At 66.4% G+C, this 15,640-nt stretch carries 17 protein-coding genes (1 of these 17 running past the window's edge); 3 read left to right on the plus strand and 14 right to left on the minus strand.

The features are described 5' to 3' along the window. The 5 genes from H2052_RS04975 to hisS form a co-directional block, all read right to left on the minus strand. On the minus strand, window positions 1–996 hold the 5' portion of the coding sequence (locus H2052_RS04975; protein ID WP_293778722.1) for an OprO/OprP family phosphate-selective porin. Its footprint begins 363 nt before the window's first position; the window shows 996 of its 1,359 coding nt (coding positions 1–996); it begins with the start codon at window positions 994–996; its stop codon lies off the left edge, out of view. Between the two features lie 119 nt (window positions 997–1,115). After that, window positions 1,116–2,033, minus strand: coding sequence for a DUF4167 domain-containing protein (locus H2052_RS17850; RefSeq protein WP_366484242.1), 918 nt, complete (start codon window positions 2,031–2,033; stop codon window positions 1,116–1,118). Window positions 2,034–2,218: 185 nt separating this feature from the next. Then, the gene (gene prmC, locus H2052_RS04985; RefSeq protein WP_293778726.1) at window positions 2,219–3,043 is read right to left on the minus strand and encodes a peptide chain release factor N(5)-glutamine methyltransferase; all 825 of its coding nucleotides are present in this window, start codon (window positions 3,041–3,043) and stop codon (window positions 2,219–2,221) included. Then, window positions 3,030–4,118 (minus strand): peptide chain release factor 1, encoded by a 1,089-nt coding sequence (gene prfA, locus H2052_RS04990; RefSeq protein ID WP_293778729.1) that lies wholly within the window; start codon window positions 4,116–4,118, stop codon window positions 3,030–3,032. The genes prmC and prfA overlap by 14 nt, the downstream gene beginning before the upstream one ends. Further along, window positions 4,115–5,353: a histidine--tRNA ligase gene (gene hisS / locus H2052_RS04995; protein ID WP_293778732.1), complete on the minus strand. Its 1,239-nt coding sequence runs from the start codon at window positions 5,351–5,353 to the stop codon at window positions 4,115–4,117. The genes prfA and hisS overlap by 4 nt, the downstream gene beginning before the upstream one ends. A 115-nt stretch (window positions 5,354–5,468) precedes the next feature. Between hisS and ppa the strand changes: the two genes are divergently transcribed. After that, window positions 5,469–6,002: an inorganic diphosphatase gene (gene ppa, locus H2052_RS05000; RefSeq protein WP_293778734.1), complete on the plus strand. Its 534-nt coding sequence runs from the start codon at window positions 5,469–5,471 to the stop codon at window positions 6,000–6,002. A gap of 62 nt (window positions 6,003–6,064) precedes the next feature. Then, a complete protein-coding gene (locus H2052_RS05005) occupies window positions 6,065–7,966 on the plus strand; it encodes a peptidase M61 (protein WP_293778736.1) in 1,902 nt (633 codons plus the stop codon). Here the strand turns inward: H2052_RS05005 and H2052_RS05010 are convergent. Beyond that, window positions 7,958–8,440 carry a GNAT family N-acetyltransferase gene (locus H2052_RS05010; RefSeq protein WP_293778739.1) on the minus strand — a complete coding sequence of 161 codons (483 nt, stop codon included), beginning with the start codon at window positions 8,438–8,440 and terminating at the stop codon, window positions 7,958–7,960. The genes H2052_RS05005 and H2052_RS05010 overlap by 9 nt on opposite strands. Window positions 8,441–8,477: 37 nt before the next feature. Next, window positions 8,478–9,614, minus strand: coding sequence for a flavodoxin-dependent (E)-4-hydroxy-3-methylbut-2-enyl-diphosphate synthase (gene ispG / locus H2052_RS05015; protein ID WP_293778741.1), 1,137 nt, complete (start codon window positions 9,612–9,614; stop codon window positions 8,478–8,480). 109 nt (window positions 9,615–9,723) lie between these two features. Between ispG and H2052_RS05020 the strand changes: the two genes are divergently transcribed. Beyond that, window positions 9,724–10,923, plus strand: a complete 1,200-nt coding sequence (locus H2052_RS05020) for an acyltransferase family protein (protein ID WP_293778744.1) — start codon at window positions 9,724–9,726, stop codon at window positions 10,921–10,923. Window positions 10,924–10,930: 7 nt separating this feature from the next. Here the strand turns inward: H2052_RS05020 and pal are convergent, their stop codons facing one another. The 7 genes from pal to H2052_RS05055 form a co-directional block, all read right to left on the minus strand. Continuing rightward, entirely contained in the window at window positions 10,931–11,464 is a 534-nt protein-coding gene (gene pal / locus H2052_RS05025; protein ID WP_293778746.1) for a peptidoglycan-associated lipoprotein Pal, read from the minus strand. A gap of 138 nt (window positions 11,465–11,602) precedes the next feature. After that, the gene (gene tolB, locus H2052_RS05030; protein ID WP_293778748.1) at window positions 11,603–12,934 is read right to left on the minus strand and encodes a Tol-Pal system beta propeller repeat protein TolB; all 1,332 of its coding nucleotides are present in this window, start codon (window positions 12,932–12,934) and stop codon (window positions 11,603–11,605) included. Window positions 12,935–12,938: 4 nt separating this feature from the next. Continuing rightward, entirely contained in the window at window positions 12,939–13,727 is a 789-nt protein-coding gene (locus H2052_RS05035) for a hypothetical protein (protein ID WP_293778751.1), read from the minus strand. Next, complete coding sequence (gene tolR / locus H2052_RS05040; protein ID WP_293778753.1) at window positions 13,724–14,170, minus strand: protein TolR; 447 nt, start codon at window positions 14,168–14,170, stop codon at window positions 13,724–13,726. Before tolR ends, H2052_RS05035 begins: the two co-directional genes overlap by 4 nt. A 3-nt stretch (window positions 14,171–14,173) precedes the next feature. After that, window positions 14,174–14,887, minus strand: coding sequence for a protein TolQ (gene tolQ / locus H2052_RS05045; RefSeq protein ID WP_293778755.1), 714 nt, complete (start codon window positions 14,885–14,887; stop codon window positions 14,174–14,176). After that, window positions 14,877–15,356 (minus strand): YbgC/FadM family acyl-CoA thioesterase, encoded by a 480-nt coding sequence (locus H2052_RS05050; protein WP_293778757.1) that lies wholly within the window; start codon window positions 15,354–15,356, stop codon window positions 14,877–14,879. The genes tolQ and H2052_RS05050 overlap by 11 nt, the downstream gene beginning before the upstream one ends. A gap of 70 nt (window positions 15,357–15,426) precedes the next feature. Next, window positions 15,427–15,640 (minus strand): Holliday junction DNA helicase RuvB C-terminal domain-containing protein (locus H2052_RS05055; protein ID WP_293778760.1); only part of this gene is annotated, 214 nt, incomplete at its 5' end.

Raw genomic sequence — 15,640 nt, forward strand, 5'->3', positions numbered from 1 at the left:
GCCCGCGAGCGACACGTTCATCCAGTGCATTTCAGCCGCCGCGTGGAAAGGACCGGAGATCGCCGCGAGTTCAACCCCGTAGTTCGTCTCCCCCGTCACCGGCAGCGCGGGCGTTGCGAGGAAGCGCACGTCGGTGGTGTGCACTTGCGGCCTCTGTCGATAGCGCGTGCCCGTGCCGACGGCGTCGGCGTCGCGGTAATGCGCGGAGGCGCCGAGGTGGAGTTGCGTGCCGCCCATCTTCGGCGCGAACACGATGCGGCCGTCGAAGCCATAGCTGCTGTTGGCATCATCGGAGAGGTCGGCGATGTTGTCGGTGAACACGCCGCCCTGCAGCAGCAGCGCCTTGCCGCGATACTGCGCCGAAATTCCGATCCGCCGTTCGAAGCCGAACGCATCGGTGAACGCCGCGCGCTCCATGAAGCTCGTATTGACGTCGCTCGTCAGCTCCTCGAGTCCTTGGAAACCGTTGTGCTGACCGACGGTGATCGTCGTCCGGCCGCGCGTGTAGTCGATATAGGCTTCCTGGAATTCAGGCGATGACGGCGCGAAATCGATATCCACGCGATACCCGAAGCCGCCCGGCATGGTGCCCTGCACGCCGAGATAGGCGCGCCGCACTTCGTTCGTGAAGCCGAGGCCGCTGTCTGCAATGCCCGCCGGGTGCGACAGGTTCGCGGCATCGAACTGCAGCCGCCCGCGCGGCTTGAAGCTCCAGCCTTTCGATGAGATTTCGGGAGCGCCCTTCCAGCTGACCTTGATCGGGTCGGCGGGGGCTGCCGCCTGTTGTTGAGACGCGGGAGCCTTTGCGACGCCCTGCGCGCGCAGGGCCGCGACTTCGGCCTGAACCGCTTCGAGCTGCGCCTGCAGCGCGGCGAGCTTCGCGACCGCCTGTTCGAGCGTGACCGATTCCGCCTGCGCCATTGCCGTTGTCGGCAGGCTTGCAGACAGGCCCATCATAACGAATGCCGGAAACAATGCCGCTTGACGCGTGGTCATGACCGTCCCCTTCAACGCGACCGCTCGTGCGGTACGCGCGGGGGCGCTAGCATGAAGTTCCCGTGACGGAAACATGAACCTTGCGTTACAGGCCGAAGATCCGGCCTGGCCTGCGGAATTCAGGCGTCGACAGTCTCGACGGGCTGAACCTTGCGCGGACGCCCGCGTGGGCGGCGCGGCTTCTCGTCTTCGGCTTCCACGGCAACGGGAGTCGCAGCCGGCGCTTCGGCCGCTGCCGGGGCAGCCTGCTTGGCCTGCGCGGGGGGACGGCCGCGCCGCTTGGGCGCCTCTGCGACCTCGGGCTCATCTGCATCGGCCCGGCGGGCGCTGCGGGCGAGCGTGCGGAGCGCACCTTCATCCTCACGCTCGTCATCGGCCGGCGGCGGCGCGGTGCGGGGCTGCGGAGCCGGGCGGGGCTGTTCATACCGCTCCTGACGCTCGGACCGTTCCGGGCGGTCGCGGTCCTGGCGCTCAGGGCGGTCCTGACGGTCAGAGCGTTCCTGGCGTTCCGCACGCTCGGACCGTTCCTGACGGTCGCGGTCCTGACGTTCCGGCCGATCGCGGTCCTGACGCTCCGGGCGGTCCTGACGCTGCTGGCGCGGTTCGAACCGCTGGCGTTCCTGGCGATTGTTGTGGATCGGGCCGCGGTTGTCCGCATCGCCCTCTTCGTCCTCATCGCCCTCGTCGTCGTCGCCGTCGTCCTCGTCGCGCATATCGCGCTCGTCATCGCGGCCACGGCGATCGGGCCGGTCGTTGTGCTGCTGATACTGCGACTGACGCTCTTCCTGCCGCGCGCGCATCTCGGCGACAACGCGATGGTAGTGATCGGCGTATTGCAGATAATATTCGGCCTGGACGCGTTCGCCCTGCTGATGCGCCTCGCGTGCAAGATTGGTGTATTTCTCAAGCAGCTGAAGCGCATTGCCGCGCTGGCGGGGCTCCATGTTGCGGTTGCCCATCTCACGGCCGCCGCCCTGTTGGGGACGCGGATTGCCGCGCCCACGACGCCGACCGGACTGCTGCTGTCCATTTCTCATGAAATACTCTTTTCCCCGATACTGCCGGCCGAGCCGACTGTCGTTGTTCAGGACATGCGCGGCAATCCACGCAAGGGTCCGGAAGCGACCGCCAAACGATTCTGCCTATCGTAAGTGCCCGGCGAGGGGATCATCGTCCTCGCCCATGCACAGCCGCTCTAGCGGCATTGGCATCGCATTCCAAGTCAAAAAACAGAGGCGATGCGACGGAAAACAACCGCTCGATCCCGCCCGGCAAGGTCGCGCTCCACCAGGCCGCCAAGGCCTGCTTCACGCCCCAGCGCCAAAACCGCTTCCGCTTGGCGCCATCCGATCTCAAGGATTGCGGCGCCGTCCGCCTCCAGCAATGCCGGAAGCATGGGAACGATGCGCCGATACGCCGCAAGGCCATCCTTGCCGGCGAACAGCGCGCCGTGCGGTTCATATTCGCGCACGCCGGCGCCGGTCGCCTCGTCCTCTCCTATGTAGGGAGGATTCGACAGGATTAAAGAGAAGCGCTCCGCTATGCCCTCGGCCCAGTCGGCTTTGAGAAAGCGGGATCGCGCGGAAAACCCCAGCCGCGCGGCGTTTCGCGCGGCAACGGCGAGCGCCGTATCCGATACATCGGTTGCGAGCACAGTGGCGCGCGGCCATTCGGCGAGCGCTGCGAGCGCGAGGGCGCCCGAGCCGGTACCGAGATCGAGAATGCGAAGCGCCGCATCCGCCGGAAACAGCCGCTGCGCGGCGGCAATCAGCGTTTCGGTATCGCCGCGCGGCACAAGGATGCCCGGCCCCACTTCCAGTTCGAGCGACCAGAACTCCTGCCGCCCGAGAATATAGGCCACGGGCTCGCCCGCCGCGCGCCGCGCGATGAACGGCTCTGCCGCCTCCGCCGCCACCTCCGGATTGCCGAGCAGCAGCGTCTCGCGGCTGATCCCGAGCGCGTGCGCGACGATCAACTCGGCGTCGAGGCGCGGCGTCTCTCCGCCGATCCGCGCCGCTGCGTCCCTTACGAGGTCAAGCGCCTTCATTCAGGTTCGCGAGCCGTGCCGCCTGATCCTCGGCGATCAGCGCGGCGACGAGTTCGCCAAGCCCCGTGCCTTCCATGATCTCCGGCAGACGGTGCAGCGTCAGGTTGATCCGGTGATCGGTGACGCGCCCCTGCGGATAATTGTACGTGCGGATGCGCTCCGAACGATCGCCCGATCCGACCATCGACTTGCGCGCGCCGGCGCGTTCGTTCGCCAGTTTCTCGCGCTCCAGCTCAAAGAGGCGCGCGCGCAGAACCTTCAGCGCCTTCGCCTTGTTCTTGTGCTGGCTCTTTTCGTCCTGCTGGCTGACGACGAGGCCGGTGGGAAGGTGCGTGATACGCACGGCGCTGTCGGTCGTGTTCACCGACTGGCCGCCGGGGCCGGACGAGCGGAACACGTCGATACGCAGATCCTTCTCGTCGATCTGCACGTCGACCTCCTCGGCCTCGGGCAGCACCGCCACCGTCGCGGCGGACGTGTGGATGCGCCCGGAGGCTTCCGTGGCGGGCACGCGCTGCACGCGGTGGACGCCGCTTTCGAACTTCAGCTTGGCGAACACGCCCTGTCCGGTGACATTCGCGATCACCTCCTTGAGCCCGCCCGCGTCTGCCGACGACATTTCCATCGTCTCGACACGCCAGCCCTGCGTTTCGGCATAGCGCTGGTACATGCGGTAAAGATCGCCCGCGAACAGTGCCGCCTCCTCGCCGCCCGTGCCCGCGCGGATTTCAAGGATCGCCGAGCGCTCATCCGCCATGTCCTTCGGCAGCAGCAGCACGGCGAGCGCCTTTTCGGCATCCGGCAGCTGATCCTTCAGCGACTGCAGCTCTTCCTCGGCAAGCGCCACCATCTCGCGGTCGCTCTCGCCGCCGTTCACCATCGCGGTCAGGCTCTCGGCCTCGTCGCGCATTACGCGCACCGCGCGGGCCGCCTCAGCCACAGGCTTCAGCTCGGCATATTCCTTGGAAAGCGCCACGAACTTCTCGGCAGGCAGATCACCCGCCGACATCTGCGTAGTCAGTTCGGCATAGCGCGCTTCGATCTGCCGGATTCGCGCGGTTGGAACGCCGCTCATCGCAGCGCCTCGGGAAGCTGATCGAGCGCCACGCGCCACTGCTCGCCCGTCGCGAGCCGCTTCACCGTCGCCTCGCCCGCCGCCAGTTCATCGTCACCGATGATGACGGCGTAGCGCGCGCCGGCCGCATCCGCCTTCTGCATCCGCTTCTTCATATTGCCGCGCCACGCCTGCTCGGCAGCGATTCCCGCGCGCCGCAGCGATTGCAGCACCTCATGGGACTTCGCCTCGGCCGCCTCGCCCATCGGCACGATTGCCGCATCGATTGTCTCTGCCGCCGGCGCCTCGATCAGCATCGCCAGCCGCTCGATCCCCGCCGCCCAGCCGACGCACGGCGTATGCGGCCCGCCGAGCGCTTCCATCAATCCGTCGTAGCGCCCGCCGCCAAGCACGGTGCCCTGCGCGCCCAGATGCTCGGTGATGAACTCGAACGTCGTGTGGCGATAGTAGTCGAGCCCGCGCACCAGCGCCTCGTTGCGCTCATAGGCCACGCCCGCCGCGTCGAGTCCCTTGCGCACGGCATCGAACCACGCACCCGCTTCGGCAGACATATAGGCATCGATCCGCGGCGCATCGGCGACGAGCGCCTTGTCGGCGGCGTCCTTGCTGTCGAGGATACGCAGCGGATTCTTCTCCAGCCGCTCGCGGCTTTCGGCCGAAAGCGCGTCGCGGTGCGCCGAGAAGTGCGCGATCAGCGCCGCCTGCCACGCGGCGCGCGTTTCCGGGTCGCCGAGCGTGTTGAGGTTGAGCACCGTCTTGCCCTCAAGCCCGAGTTCGTCGAGCAGATGCTGCGCGAGCGCGATGATCTCCACATCCGCCGCCGGCTCGCCCGACCCCAGGATTTCCGCGTCGAGCTGGTGGAACTGCCGGAAGCGCCCCTTCTGCGGCCGTTCATAGCGGAACGCCGGCCCCCACGCCGCGAGCTTCATCGGCGCGTGTTGCTGCCAGCCGTTGGAGATATAGGCGCGTGCGATTCCGGCAGTGAACTCCGGCCGCAGCGTCAGCGATTCGCCGCCGCGATCCTCGAACGTGTACATTTCCTTCGAAACCACGTCCGTGGTCTCACCCAATGAGCGCGCGAACACGCCGGTGAATTCGAACACCGGCACCTGCACCGGGCGAAACCCATAGAGCCTGCGCACGCGCGTGAAGGTTTCGATCACCTGATCGAAGCGCGCGGCCTCTTCGCCCACCATGTCCTGCGTGCCGCGAACGGCCTGAATCTTGCTGCTCATAAGCGCCGCGCTTTAGACCGTCTCGCGGGCCGTGGAAACCGTTCATGCGATTTCTGCTGCGCCGCAACATTCGGCGGTTCCCTTCGGCGCTAAGAACCGCTAAACGCCGCGCGCCATGGATATATCAAAGATTCCCGTCGGACCGAACCCGCCCCACGAACTCAATGTGATCATCGAGGTGCCGATCGGCGGCGAACCGGTGAAATACGAGTTCGACAAGGACTCGGGCGCGATTTTCGTGGACCGCATCCTGCACACGCCGATGCGTTATCCGGCGAACTACGGCTTCATCCCGCACACGCTCGGCGAGGACGGCGATCCGCTCGACGCGCTCGTCATCACGCGCTCGCCGATCATCTCGGGCGCGGTGATCCGCGTGCGCCCGGTTGGCGTGCTGCTGATGGAAGACGACAAGGGCGGCGACGAGAAGTTGCTCACCGTGCCCGTCGATTCAACCTTCCCCTACTACGGCAACGTCACCAACCACAGCGACCTGCCGCCGATCGTGCTCCGCCAGATCGAGCACTTCTTCGAGCACTACAAGGATCTCGAACCCGGCAAATGGGCGAAGCTGAACGGCTGGGGCGATGCCGACAAGGCACGGCAGCTGATTCTCGACGGCATCGAACGCGGCAAGGCGAAGGCCTGACCTTTACCCACTGACACAATTCCGTCATTCCTCACGGCAAATGCCTTGTTGGGGAGACTGTCTTGCGTGCGTTCTGTTCGTTCCTGATTCTTCTGGCGACGCCCGCCGCCGCTGAAAACAGCCTTCCCCGAGCACCCGCCCCTGTTCAAGCGGAACAGCCCGCGCAGGATATCCGCTACCCGGGCGTGATGACGCTTGATATCGACGCGACGGATACGGCGCGGCGCATTCTCGGCGTCCGCCAGCAGATCCCCGTCGCCGCGCCGGGGCCGCTGACGCTACGCTATCCCGAATGGCTCCCCGGCAAGCACGCCCCGCGCGGGCCGATCGCCGCCCTTGCGGGGCTCACGATCAGCGCGGGCGGCAAGCCCCTGCCGTGGAAGCGCGATCCGCGCGATGTCTATGCCTTCACCGTCGATGTGCCGAAGGGCGCGAAGGCGCTCGACGTGCGCTTCCAGTATCTTTCCCCCACGGAGGGCAATCAGGGCCGCGTCAGCGTGACGGCGGAGATGCTGAACCTGCAGTGGGAGACGGTCGCGCTCTATCCGGCGGGTCACTACACGCGGCAGATTCGCGTGCGTCCCTCGGTCACGCTGCCCGAAGGCTGGCAGGGCGTCGCCGCGCTCGACGGCGTGGTGCGCACCGGGAGCACGCTCCGCTACGCCGAGACCGATTTCGAAACGCTCGTCGACAGCCCGATGTTCGCCGGGAGCAACTACAAGGCGTGGGATCTCGGCCACGATGTCCGCCTCAATGTCTTCGCGGACCGCCCGGGCGACCTAGCCGCCACCGCCGAACAGATCGAAGCGCACCGGCGCATGGTCGATCAGGCGATAAAGCTGTTCGGATCGCGGCATTATGACCGCTACGAGTTCCTGTTCGCGCTCTCCACCGAGCTTGGCGGCATCGGCCTCGAACACCACCGCAGCTCGGAAAACGCGCTGCCCCGCGTCTATTTTACGGACTGGGCGAACACGGCCGCAATGCGGGGCCTGCTGCCGCACGAATTCGTCCATAGCTGGAACGGCAAATTCCGCCGCGGCGCCGATCTTTGGACGCCGGACTATCGCACGCCGATGCAGAACAGCCTGCTCTGGGTCTACGAAGGCCAGACGAGCTATTGGGATTCGGTGCTCGCCGCGCGCTCCGGCCTCATTTCCAAGGATTTCGTGCTCGGCGAGTTCGCGAGCCAGGCGGCCTTCTACGAAATGCAGCCGGGCCGCGCATGGAAGCCGCTCATCGACACCACCAACGACCCCATCACCAACGCCCGTCGCCCGCAGGCCTTCCGCACGTGGCAGCGTTCGGAGGACTATTACAACGAGGGCGCTCTCATCTGGATGGAAGCGGACATGCTCATCCGCGAGAAGACCGGCGGCAGGAAATCGCTCGACGATTTCGCGCGCGGCTTCTTCGGCGTGCGGAACGGCGATTGGGGCACGGTCACCTACGCGTTCGAGGATGTCGTCGCCGCGCTTGATGCGGTCGTGCCCAATGACTGGGCGACCTTCCTGAAAACCCGCGTCGACGAGATTGCGAAGCCCCCGCTCGGCGGCATCGAAAAGGGTGGCTATCGCCTCGTCTTCAAGGAAACGCCGAATCCCTATCAGGTTTCGAGCGATGCGCGCAGCCGCACAACCGATCTCAGCCATTCGGTCGGCATCACCGTCAGCGCATCGGGCGCGATCTCCAATGTCGTGTGGGACGGGCCGATGTTTCGCGAAGGCGTCACGACTGCGACGCGGCTCATGGCGGTGAACGGCCGCGAGTTCAACGAGGCCGATTTCAAGGCGACGATCACTGCCGCGAAGGACGGCAAGGCCCCCATCGAACTGCTCGTAAAGGAAGGCCCGCGCTACCGCACGATCCGCCTCGGCTATACCGGCGGGCTCCGCTATCCGCACCTCGAACGCGTCGGCAGCAGCCCCGCGCCGCTCGACCGCGTGCTCGAACCGCTACCCTGACGCGGCGAGCGTCCTCAGCGCCTCGCCGTCGACGCGGTTGACGGTCCATTCGTCCATCGGCCGCGCGCCGAGTGAACGGTAGAAATCGATCGCAGGCGTGTTCCAGTTGAGCACCGCCCATTCCAGGCGTGCGCAATCCCGCTCGATCGCAAGCGCCGCAAGCCGCGCGAGCAGCGCCTTGCCCGCGCCCTTGCCGCGCGCCTCGGGCGCGACGAACAGGTCTTCGAGGTAGATCCCCGGCCTGCCTTCGAAGGTCGAGAAATTGTGGAAGAACAGCGCGAAACCCAGGGGCGCGCCGTCATCCTCGGCGATCAGCACCTCGGCATGGGGGCGTGGGCCGAACAGCTGCTCGGCAAGCCCTTCGGCGTCGCCTTTCACCTCGTGGCGCAGTTTCTCATATTCGGCGAGATCGCAGATGAAACGGAAGATAAGCGGCGCATCCTCGCGCACCGCTGCACGGATCAACAGGGCCACGCGCGATCCTCACCGATCCCGATGTCGGACCCGGTTTTCATGCGGCCTTGCCGTGCAGCGTGTCCATGCTCACCGCGCTCCCCGCCTCGATCTCGGCAGCCTTGGTTTCAACGAGCCCCACGATATGCGCGATCATGTCAGCGTCCGCGATCGTGTGGTCGGTGACGCCCGACAAGTAGACCATGTGCTTGCCGTTGCCGCCGCCGGTGATGCCGATGTCGGTCTCGCGCGCCTCACCGGGACCGTTGACGACGCAGCCCAGAACCGAGAGCGACATCGGGGTCTTGATGTGCTGGAGCGCATCCTCCAGCGCCTGCACCGTGCGGATGACGTCGAAGCCCTGGCGCGCGCAGCTGGGGCACGACACGACGCGGACGCCGCGTGTGCGCAGGCCAAGCGTCTTCAGGATTTCATAGCCGACGCGGACTTCCTCCTCGGGCTCGGCGGACAGCGACACGCGGATCGTGTCGCCGACGCCGAACCAGAGCAGCGAGCCGATGCCGATCGCCGATTTCACCGTGCCGCCAATGAGCCCGCCCGCCTCGGTGATGCCGAGATGCAGCGGGCAATCCACGGCTTCGGCAAGCTGCTGGTAGGCGGCGACGGCAAGAAACGCGTCGGAGGCCTTCACCGCCACCTTGTAGTCGCGGAAGTCATGCTCCTCGAGCAGGCGGATATGATCGAGCGCGCTTTCGACGAGCGCCTCGGGGCACGGCTCGCCGTATTTTTCGAGCAGGTCTTTCTCGAGGCTTCCCGCGTTGACGCCAATGCGGATCGCGCAGCCGTTCGCCTTCGCCGCGCGCACCACTTCAGCGACACGCTCCGACGATCCGATGTTGCCCGGGTTGATCCGCAGGCACGCCGCGCCCGCGTCCGCTGCTTCGAGCGCGCGCTTGTAGTGAAAATGAATGTCGGCGACGAGCGGCACCCGCGCAGCCCGCGCGATCTGCCGGAACGCGGCGGTCGATTCGACGTCGGGACACGAGACGCGGATGATGTCCGCCCCCGCCTCCTCGCAGCGGCGGATCTGGTCGATCGTCGCCTTCGCGTCGGAGGTCGGCGTGTTGGTCATGGTCTGCACGGTGATCGGCGCGTCGCCGCCCACCGGGACGCTGCCGACCATGATCTGCCGCGATTTGCGCCGCGCGATATCGCGCCAGGGACGAAGGGACATGCTGGGGACTCTCACCTTTCGCGGCGGATATACGCGAGCTTCGCGGCGAACCCAAGACCTGCCGGTATCGGGGGCTGGACCGTCATGGCGGATCGGCTAGCCTCCGCGCATGGGGGATACACGATCATACGCGGGAACGGCCGGGCGCCACTACGGGATGGACTGGCTGCGCGTCGGCGCCTTCGCCCTGCTCATCCTCTATCATGTCGGCATGTATTTCGTGCCCTGGGATTGGCACGTGAAGGCAGCGCGGCCCGATTCTCACGTCGCGATCCTGATGCTGGCGACGAACAGCTGGCGGCTCGCGCTGCTGTTCGTGGTTTCGGGTTATGCAAGCGCCGCGGTCTTCGCGCGCGAGCCGAGCGCCGGCGGGTTCGCGCGCTCGCGCTCGGCGCGACTCCTCATCCCGCTCGTCTTCGCCGCGATCGTCGTGATCCCGCCGCAGCCGTGGATCGAGCTGATGTTCAAGCACGGCTACACGGAAAGCTTCGGCCATTTCTGGCTGCGCGACTATTTCCGCTTCGGCGCGCTTGAAGGCATCATCCTGCCGACGTGGCAGCACCTGTGGTTCGTCGTCTATCTCTGGGTCTACAGCATGGCGCTCGCGCTCCTCATGCTGATCCCCGCAGGTGTTCGCGCGCGGGCTGCGCAGCTTTGCGAAGCCGCGCTCGCCGGGCCTGCCGTCCTTGTCGTTCCAATCGCGCTGATGGCGCTGCGAACGCTCGTGCTGTTCCCGGGCGTCGGCGAAACCCACGCGCTTGTCGATGATGCGGCCGCGCACGCGCTGTATTTTCCGTGCTTCCTGTTCGGGGTGTTGCTGCGCGGGTCGCCCGTGCTCTGGGCCGCGATTCGTCGCTGGTGGCGCGTCGCCGCGGTGCTTGCCGTGGCTGCCTACGCCGTCGTGGCGATGATCGAATATCGCTATCCGGGCGATACGCCGCTCGATGACACGCTGACCACCCTCTTCCGTGGCGCCCGCGCCGTTCAGGGCTGGGCGATGATCGTCGCGCTCATCGGCATCGCCGACCGCTGGCTGAACGGCGACGCGCCGATCCGCCCGATGCTCACCGAAGCGGTGTTTCCGCTCTACATCGCGCACCAGACGATCATCGTCGTCGTCGGCTGGTGGCTGCTTCCGCTTGCGCTCCCGAACCTCGCCGCCTTCGCGATTCTCGTCACAACGACAGCCGCCGGGAGCTGGCTGTTTTACATCGTCGGCCGCGGCGTGCCGTGGCTCCGTCCCCTGATTGGGCTCGGCGCAAAAGAAAAGAGCCGCCCCGAAGGACGGCCCTCTCCAACTTCAGTCTGATGCGGGCTCAGCTCGCGGCAGCGCCGACCAGCACCGTGACGGCGCGGCGGTTCTGCGCCCACGCGCTCTCGTCCGAACCTTCAACGGCCGGACGTTCCTTGCCGTAGCTGATCACGCTGATGCGATCGGCGGCAACGCCCTGCCCGGCGAGGAAGTTCTTCACCGAGTTGGCGCGGCGCTCGCCGAGCGCGAGGTTGTATTCACGCGTGCCGCGCTCGTCGGCATGGCCTTCGATCGTGACCTTCACGTTCGCATACTGGGCGAGCCAGCCGGCCTGCTTCGTCAGCGTCGCCTGCGACGCGCTGTCGAGCTGGTAGCTGTCGAATTCGAAGAACACGCGGTCGCTGCCCGCCTGCTGGACGAAGTCCTCGACACTGCCCGGCACAACCGTGCTGGTGACGGGCGCAGGCGCCGGAGTCGGGGTCGGGGTCTCAACCGGAGCCGCGGGCGGCGGCGGCGGCGGCAGCTCTTCGGCCTTCTTCGAGCATGCTGCCGTCGTGACCAGCGCGGCCACCATCACCACTTTCAAGGCAGTCTTCATCATCACTCTCCCTGTCTCGGAACCCCAAAAGAACCCGGCGACAGTCGCCGGTTCCGGCTCAACAACGCGAATCCGTCATTACGGTTTCCAAACTGAACTCCATCGACAACCCTTAATAGCATCTGAATGCCATGCTTTTTAAGGCAAAAGTGGAGACCATGCCGGATCGGACCCGTCGAGCGGTGTCGGAATGCGCCGTTCGTTGACGCCGGTGAGGTCCACCGACCAGAGGTCGGCGCGGCCGCCGCGCTGGCTGCGGAAGAACATCACGACGCGGCCGTTGGGCGACCAGGTCGGGCCTTCGTCGCCCCAGCTGTCGGTCAGCAGCCGCTCGCCCGAGCCGTCGGTGCGCATCACGCCGATGCGAAAGCCGCCGCCGCCCATGCGCGTGAAGGCGATGAGATCGCCGCGCGGCGACCACACCGGCGTCGCATAGCGCCCGCCGCCGAAGCTGATCCGGCGCTGGTCGGAGCCGTCCGCGTTCATCACGTAGAGCTGCTGCGTGCCGCCGCGATCCGATTCGAACACGATCTTGCTGCCGTCGGGCGAATAGCTCGGGCCCGTATCGATGCCGGGCGCGCTCGTCAGCCGCTGCGGCGTGCCGCCGTTCACGCTCATGCGGTAGATGTCGGTGTTGCCGCCCTGCGCCATCGAGAACACGAGGCTCTGCCCATCGGGCGAAAAGCGCGGCGCGAAGCTCATGTTCGGAAAGTTGCCGACCAGCGTCTGGCGGCCGGTGCCGATGTTGTAGACGTACACGCGCGGACGGTTCTGCGCGAACGACATGTAGGCGATCGTCTGCTGGCTCGGCGAGAAGCGCGGCGTCAGCACGAGGTTCTGGCCGTTCGTCAGGAAGCGGTGGTTCGCGCCGTCCTGGTCCATGATCGCGAGCCGCTTGATGCGCTTCGTCTGGCGGCCGGTTTCCGAGACATAGACGATGCGGCTGTCGAAGTATCCGCTTTCCCCCGTCAGCCGCGAATAGACCGCGTCAGCGCACTTGTGCGCGGCGCGCCGCCAGAACGCCGGCTGCGTCGAGAACCCCTCCCGCGCGAGGATCTCCTCTGAGAATACATCGTATAGATAGCAGCCCACCGTGATCGACCCGTCGCCGTTCACCTGCACGAAGCCCGTGACAAGCGCCTGCGCCGCGACCGTCCGCCAGTTCGCGAAGCGCGGCGCGAGCACATCGGCATAAGCGACGGTGGTGGTGAACGCCGAAGGGTTGATCGGCTTGAAGAGGCCCGAGCTCGCAAGATCGTTCGAAACGACCTCCGCGACCTGCCGCCCGAGCGCGGCGGTATCCCCCGCCACCGTGGTCGCTAGCGCGGGCGTCGTGAACGTCGGCACCGCAATCGGCATCGGCTTCGAAATGCCCGCGTTGATATCGACGCGAAGCTGGGCGGCGGCGGGCGTCGCGGCGATCGCGATCAGCAGTACCGACAGTGCGGAGAGAAGGCGTTTCACAGGCATTTCCTTACAGCGTCTCGCTTGGGTCGAAGTTGAGCTCGAAATCCTTCCACCCGTCATAAAGTTCCGGGGGCAGTCCTTCCAGTGAGCAGGCGGGGTTCATCACGGCGCGGATCGCGGCGTCGCGCGCCACCCGGCCGTAGGCGGCGTTGCCGGGCCCGATGCCGCTCTGCGACAGCACCTCCGGCCGGCCGATGATCGTGCCGTCGCGTTGCACGCGCACGCGCAGCAGCGTCTTGATGTTGCGTGCGTCCGGCCCGCCCGCGCCCGGATCCCAGCAGCGGTAGATACGGTCGCGGATCGCCTGCGCCAGCGTCGCCATCGTCCGCGCATCCAGTTTGGCACCCTCGGGGATCGCCTGTTCGATCGATTTCGCGAAGTCGGTCGGCTTGGTCTTGCGCGGCGCGTCCTTTAGCGACTTGTCGATCAGGTTCGAAAGGTCGCGCTTGGGCTTCGGCTTTTCGACCGGCTTGGGGGTCGGCTTCTTCGGTTCCGCCTTGGGCTTGGGCGCTTCCTTGGGTGCAACCTCGACCGGCGGCGGCGTAGGCTCGGGCGTCGGCTCGGGCTCCACGACCTCCGGCTCGGCTTCCTCCACTGTTTCGCGCGGTGCCGCCTCGATCGAGGGCTTGGGCTTTTCCTGCACCGTCGGCACGTCGGAAATGTCGACGAATTCGACCGGGATCGGCTCCACGATCGGCGCGATGTCCTTCGACATCAGGCTCCAGCTCAAAGACAGCCCGGCGAACAGCGCAAGGTGCGCCGCGCCCGCAATCAGGATCGCGCGGTTCTCGGTCACCGGTCCTCAGCGCCGGCCTCGCTCACGAGCGCGACCTTTTTGAAACCTGCGGCGTTCACCTCGCCCATCACGCGCATGACGTTGCCAAAGTCCAGCCGACGGTCCGCCCGCACATAGACGCGCGGCCCCTCCGCTTCGCCCGCGCGCGCTTCGCTGATCGCGGAGAGCTTCGCGGCGAGCGCTTCGGCGGGCACGAGCTGCTCGTCGACATAGACCTCGCCCTCGGCGTTCAGCGAGATCTGGATCGGCGTGTTGTCCTGCTTCAGCGCGCCCGCCTTACTGTCGGGAAGGTCGATCGGAACGCCCGATACCAGCAGCGGCGCCGTGACCATGAAGATGATGAGTAGCACGAGCATGACATCGACAAGCGGCGTCACGTTGATCTCGCTCATCGGCGGCGCCTTGCCGCCCCTGCGCCCGCCCGGTGCTATGCCCATCGCCATGCGTCAGGCCTTCGGCGCCATGGTTTCAAGTTCGCGCGAGAGCTCGCCCTGAAATTCCTCGGCGAAGTTGTGCAGGCGCCCCTCGACGCGGCCGATGCCATAGAGAAGCCGGTTGTAGCCGATCACCGCCGGGATCGCCGCGAACAGGCCCATCGCGGTCGCGAACAGCGCCTCGGCGATGCCGGGCGCAACGACGGCGAGCGTCGTGTTCTGCGTCGCCGCGATCGAGGTGAAGCTGCGCATGATGCCCCACACCGTCCCGAACAGGCCGACGAACGGCGAAACGGAACCAATGGTGGCAAGGACGTTCAGCCGGTCCGAAAGTGTGTCAATCTCGCGGGCTATGGCGACGCCCATCACGCCCGTGAGACGCGTGCGAAGCCCCACGCGGTCGTACTTGCCGCCCGCGGTCGACCGCCGCCACTCGCTCATTGCCGCGGCGAACACCTTGGTCGCCGGATGCTCCGCCTTGCCCGGCGCCTCGCGGATATCCTCGAAGCTGTTCGCCTTCCAGAAGCGGTTCTCGAACGCCTCGGTCTGCTTGCCGATCACCTTCAGCCGCCGCGCGCGCTCGATGATGATCGCCCACGACCAGATCGACGCGAACAGAAGCCCGATCATAACCGCCTTGACGACGATATCCGCCTGCATGAACAGCGCCCACGGCGACATGTCCGCGGCCCCCGCCAATGCGACGTTCGCAACCTCAGTTTCCATTCGGCTCCCCGTTTCCTGCCGTTACGGCCAACGCTTCGAAAATCCTGCGCCATTCCGGCGGCTGGCGTTTCGGCCTGCCGTCTCGCCCCACAAGTGCTGCTGTAACAAGCGCATCCGTGACGAGTTCCCCTGAACGTACGATGACTTGCGCAATCCGGCACGACGCCGCGCCGATGCTTTTTACGCGACTTTCAACATGGAGCACATCGTCGAGCCGCGCGGGTCGCACATAACGGATATGAATGTCCGTCACCGCATAGGCACCCCCGCCCGCCTCGAAGAAGCCGCGCTGATCGATCCCCGCGACGCGCAGCATGTCTGACCGCGCACGCTCCATGAAGCGCAGGTAGTTCGCGTGATAGACGACGCCCGAAAGGTCGGTGTCCTCGAAATAGACGCGCACGGGAAAGCGGTGAACACCGTCCACAAAGGCGCCTGAGGTCGGGCCGCTTGTTGTTTCACCCGTCATTCCGCCCGGTGTCTAACCGGGCGCGACTCGGCGGGGAAGCCTGAAAATATGCCGATTCGCGATGCGGGACTCAGTCCTCGAAGGGTAGCACGTCGCCAGCGCCCGCCGGCGGCGCAAGCCCGAGGTGCGTCCAGGCCCGCCCGTTCAGCATCCGCCCACGCGCCGTGCGTGCAACAAGGCCCAGCTGGATCAGATAGGGCTCGATGACTTCCTCAAGCGTGTCGCGGGGCTCCGAAAGCCCAGCCGCCAGCGTCTCGATGCCCACTGGACCGCCCTTGTAGATG

Source organism: Sphingosinicella sp., assembly GCF_013911755.1.
Taxonomy (GTDB): domain Bacteria; phylum Pseudomonadota; class Alphaproteobacteria; order Sphingomonadales; family Sphingomonadaceae; genus Sphingosinicella.

Excerpts from the sequence above, each read along its gene's own strand:
- H2052_RS17850 (WP_366484242.1), bottom strand. The coding sequence starts at position 2,033 with ATGAGAAATGGACAGCAGCAGTCCGGTCGGCGTCGTGGGCGCGGCAAT.
- prmC (WP_293778726.1), bottom strand. The coding sequence starts at position 3,043 with ATGAAGGCGCTTGACCTCGTAAGGGACGCAGCGGCGCGGATCGGCGGA.
- prfA (WP_293778729.1), bottom strand. The coding sequence starts at position 4,118 with ATGAGCGGCGTTCCAACCGCGCGAATCCGGCAGATCGAAGCGCGCTAT.
- hisS (WP_293778732.1), bottom strand. The coding sequence starts at position 5,353 with ATGAGCAGCAAGATTCAGGCCGTTCGCGGCACGCAGGACATGGTGGGC.
- ppa (WP_293778734.1), top strand. The coding sequence starts at position 5,469 with ATGGATATATCAAAGATTCCCGTCGGACCGAACCCGCCCCACGAACTC.
- ispG (WP_293778741.1), bottom strand. The coding sequence starts at position 9,614 with ATGTCCCTTCGTCCCTGGCGCGATATCGCGCGGCGCAAATCGCGGCAG.
- H2052_RS05020 (WP_293778744.1), top strand. The coding sequence starts at position 9,724 with ATGGGGGATACACGATCATACGCGGGAACGGCCGGGCGCCACTACGGG.
- pal (WP_293778746.1), bottom strand. The coding sequence starts at position 11,464 with ATGAAGACTGCCTTGAAAGTGGTGATGGTGGCCGCGCTGGTCACGACG.
- tolB (WP_293778748.1), bottom strand. The coding sequence starts at position 12,934 with ATGCCTGTGAAACGCCTTCTCTCCGCACTGTCGGTACTGCTGATCGCG.
- tolR (WP_293778753.1), bottom strand. The coding sequence starts at position 14,170 with ATGGCGATGGGCATAGCACCGGGCGGGCGCAGGGGCGGCAAGGCGCCG.
- tolQ (WP_293778755.1), bottom strand. The coding sequence starts at position 14,887 with ATGGAAACTGAGGTTGCGAACGTCGCATTGGCGGGGGCCGCGGACATG.
- H2052_RS05050 (WP_293778757.1), bottom strand. The coding sequence starts at position 15,356 with ATGACGGGTGAAACAACAAGCGGCCCGACCTCAGGCGCCTTTGTGGAC.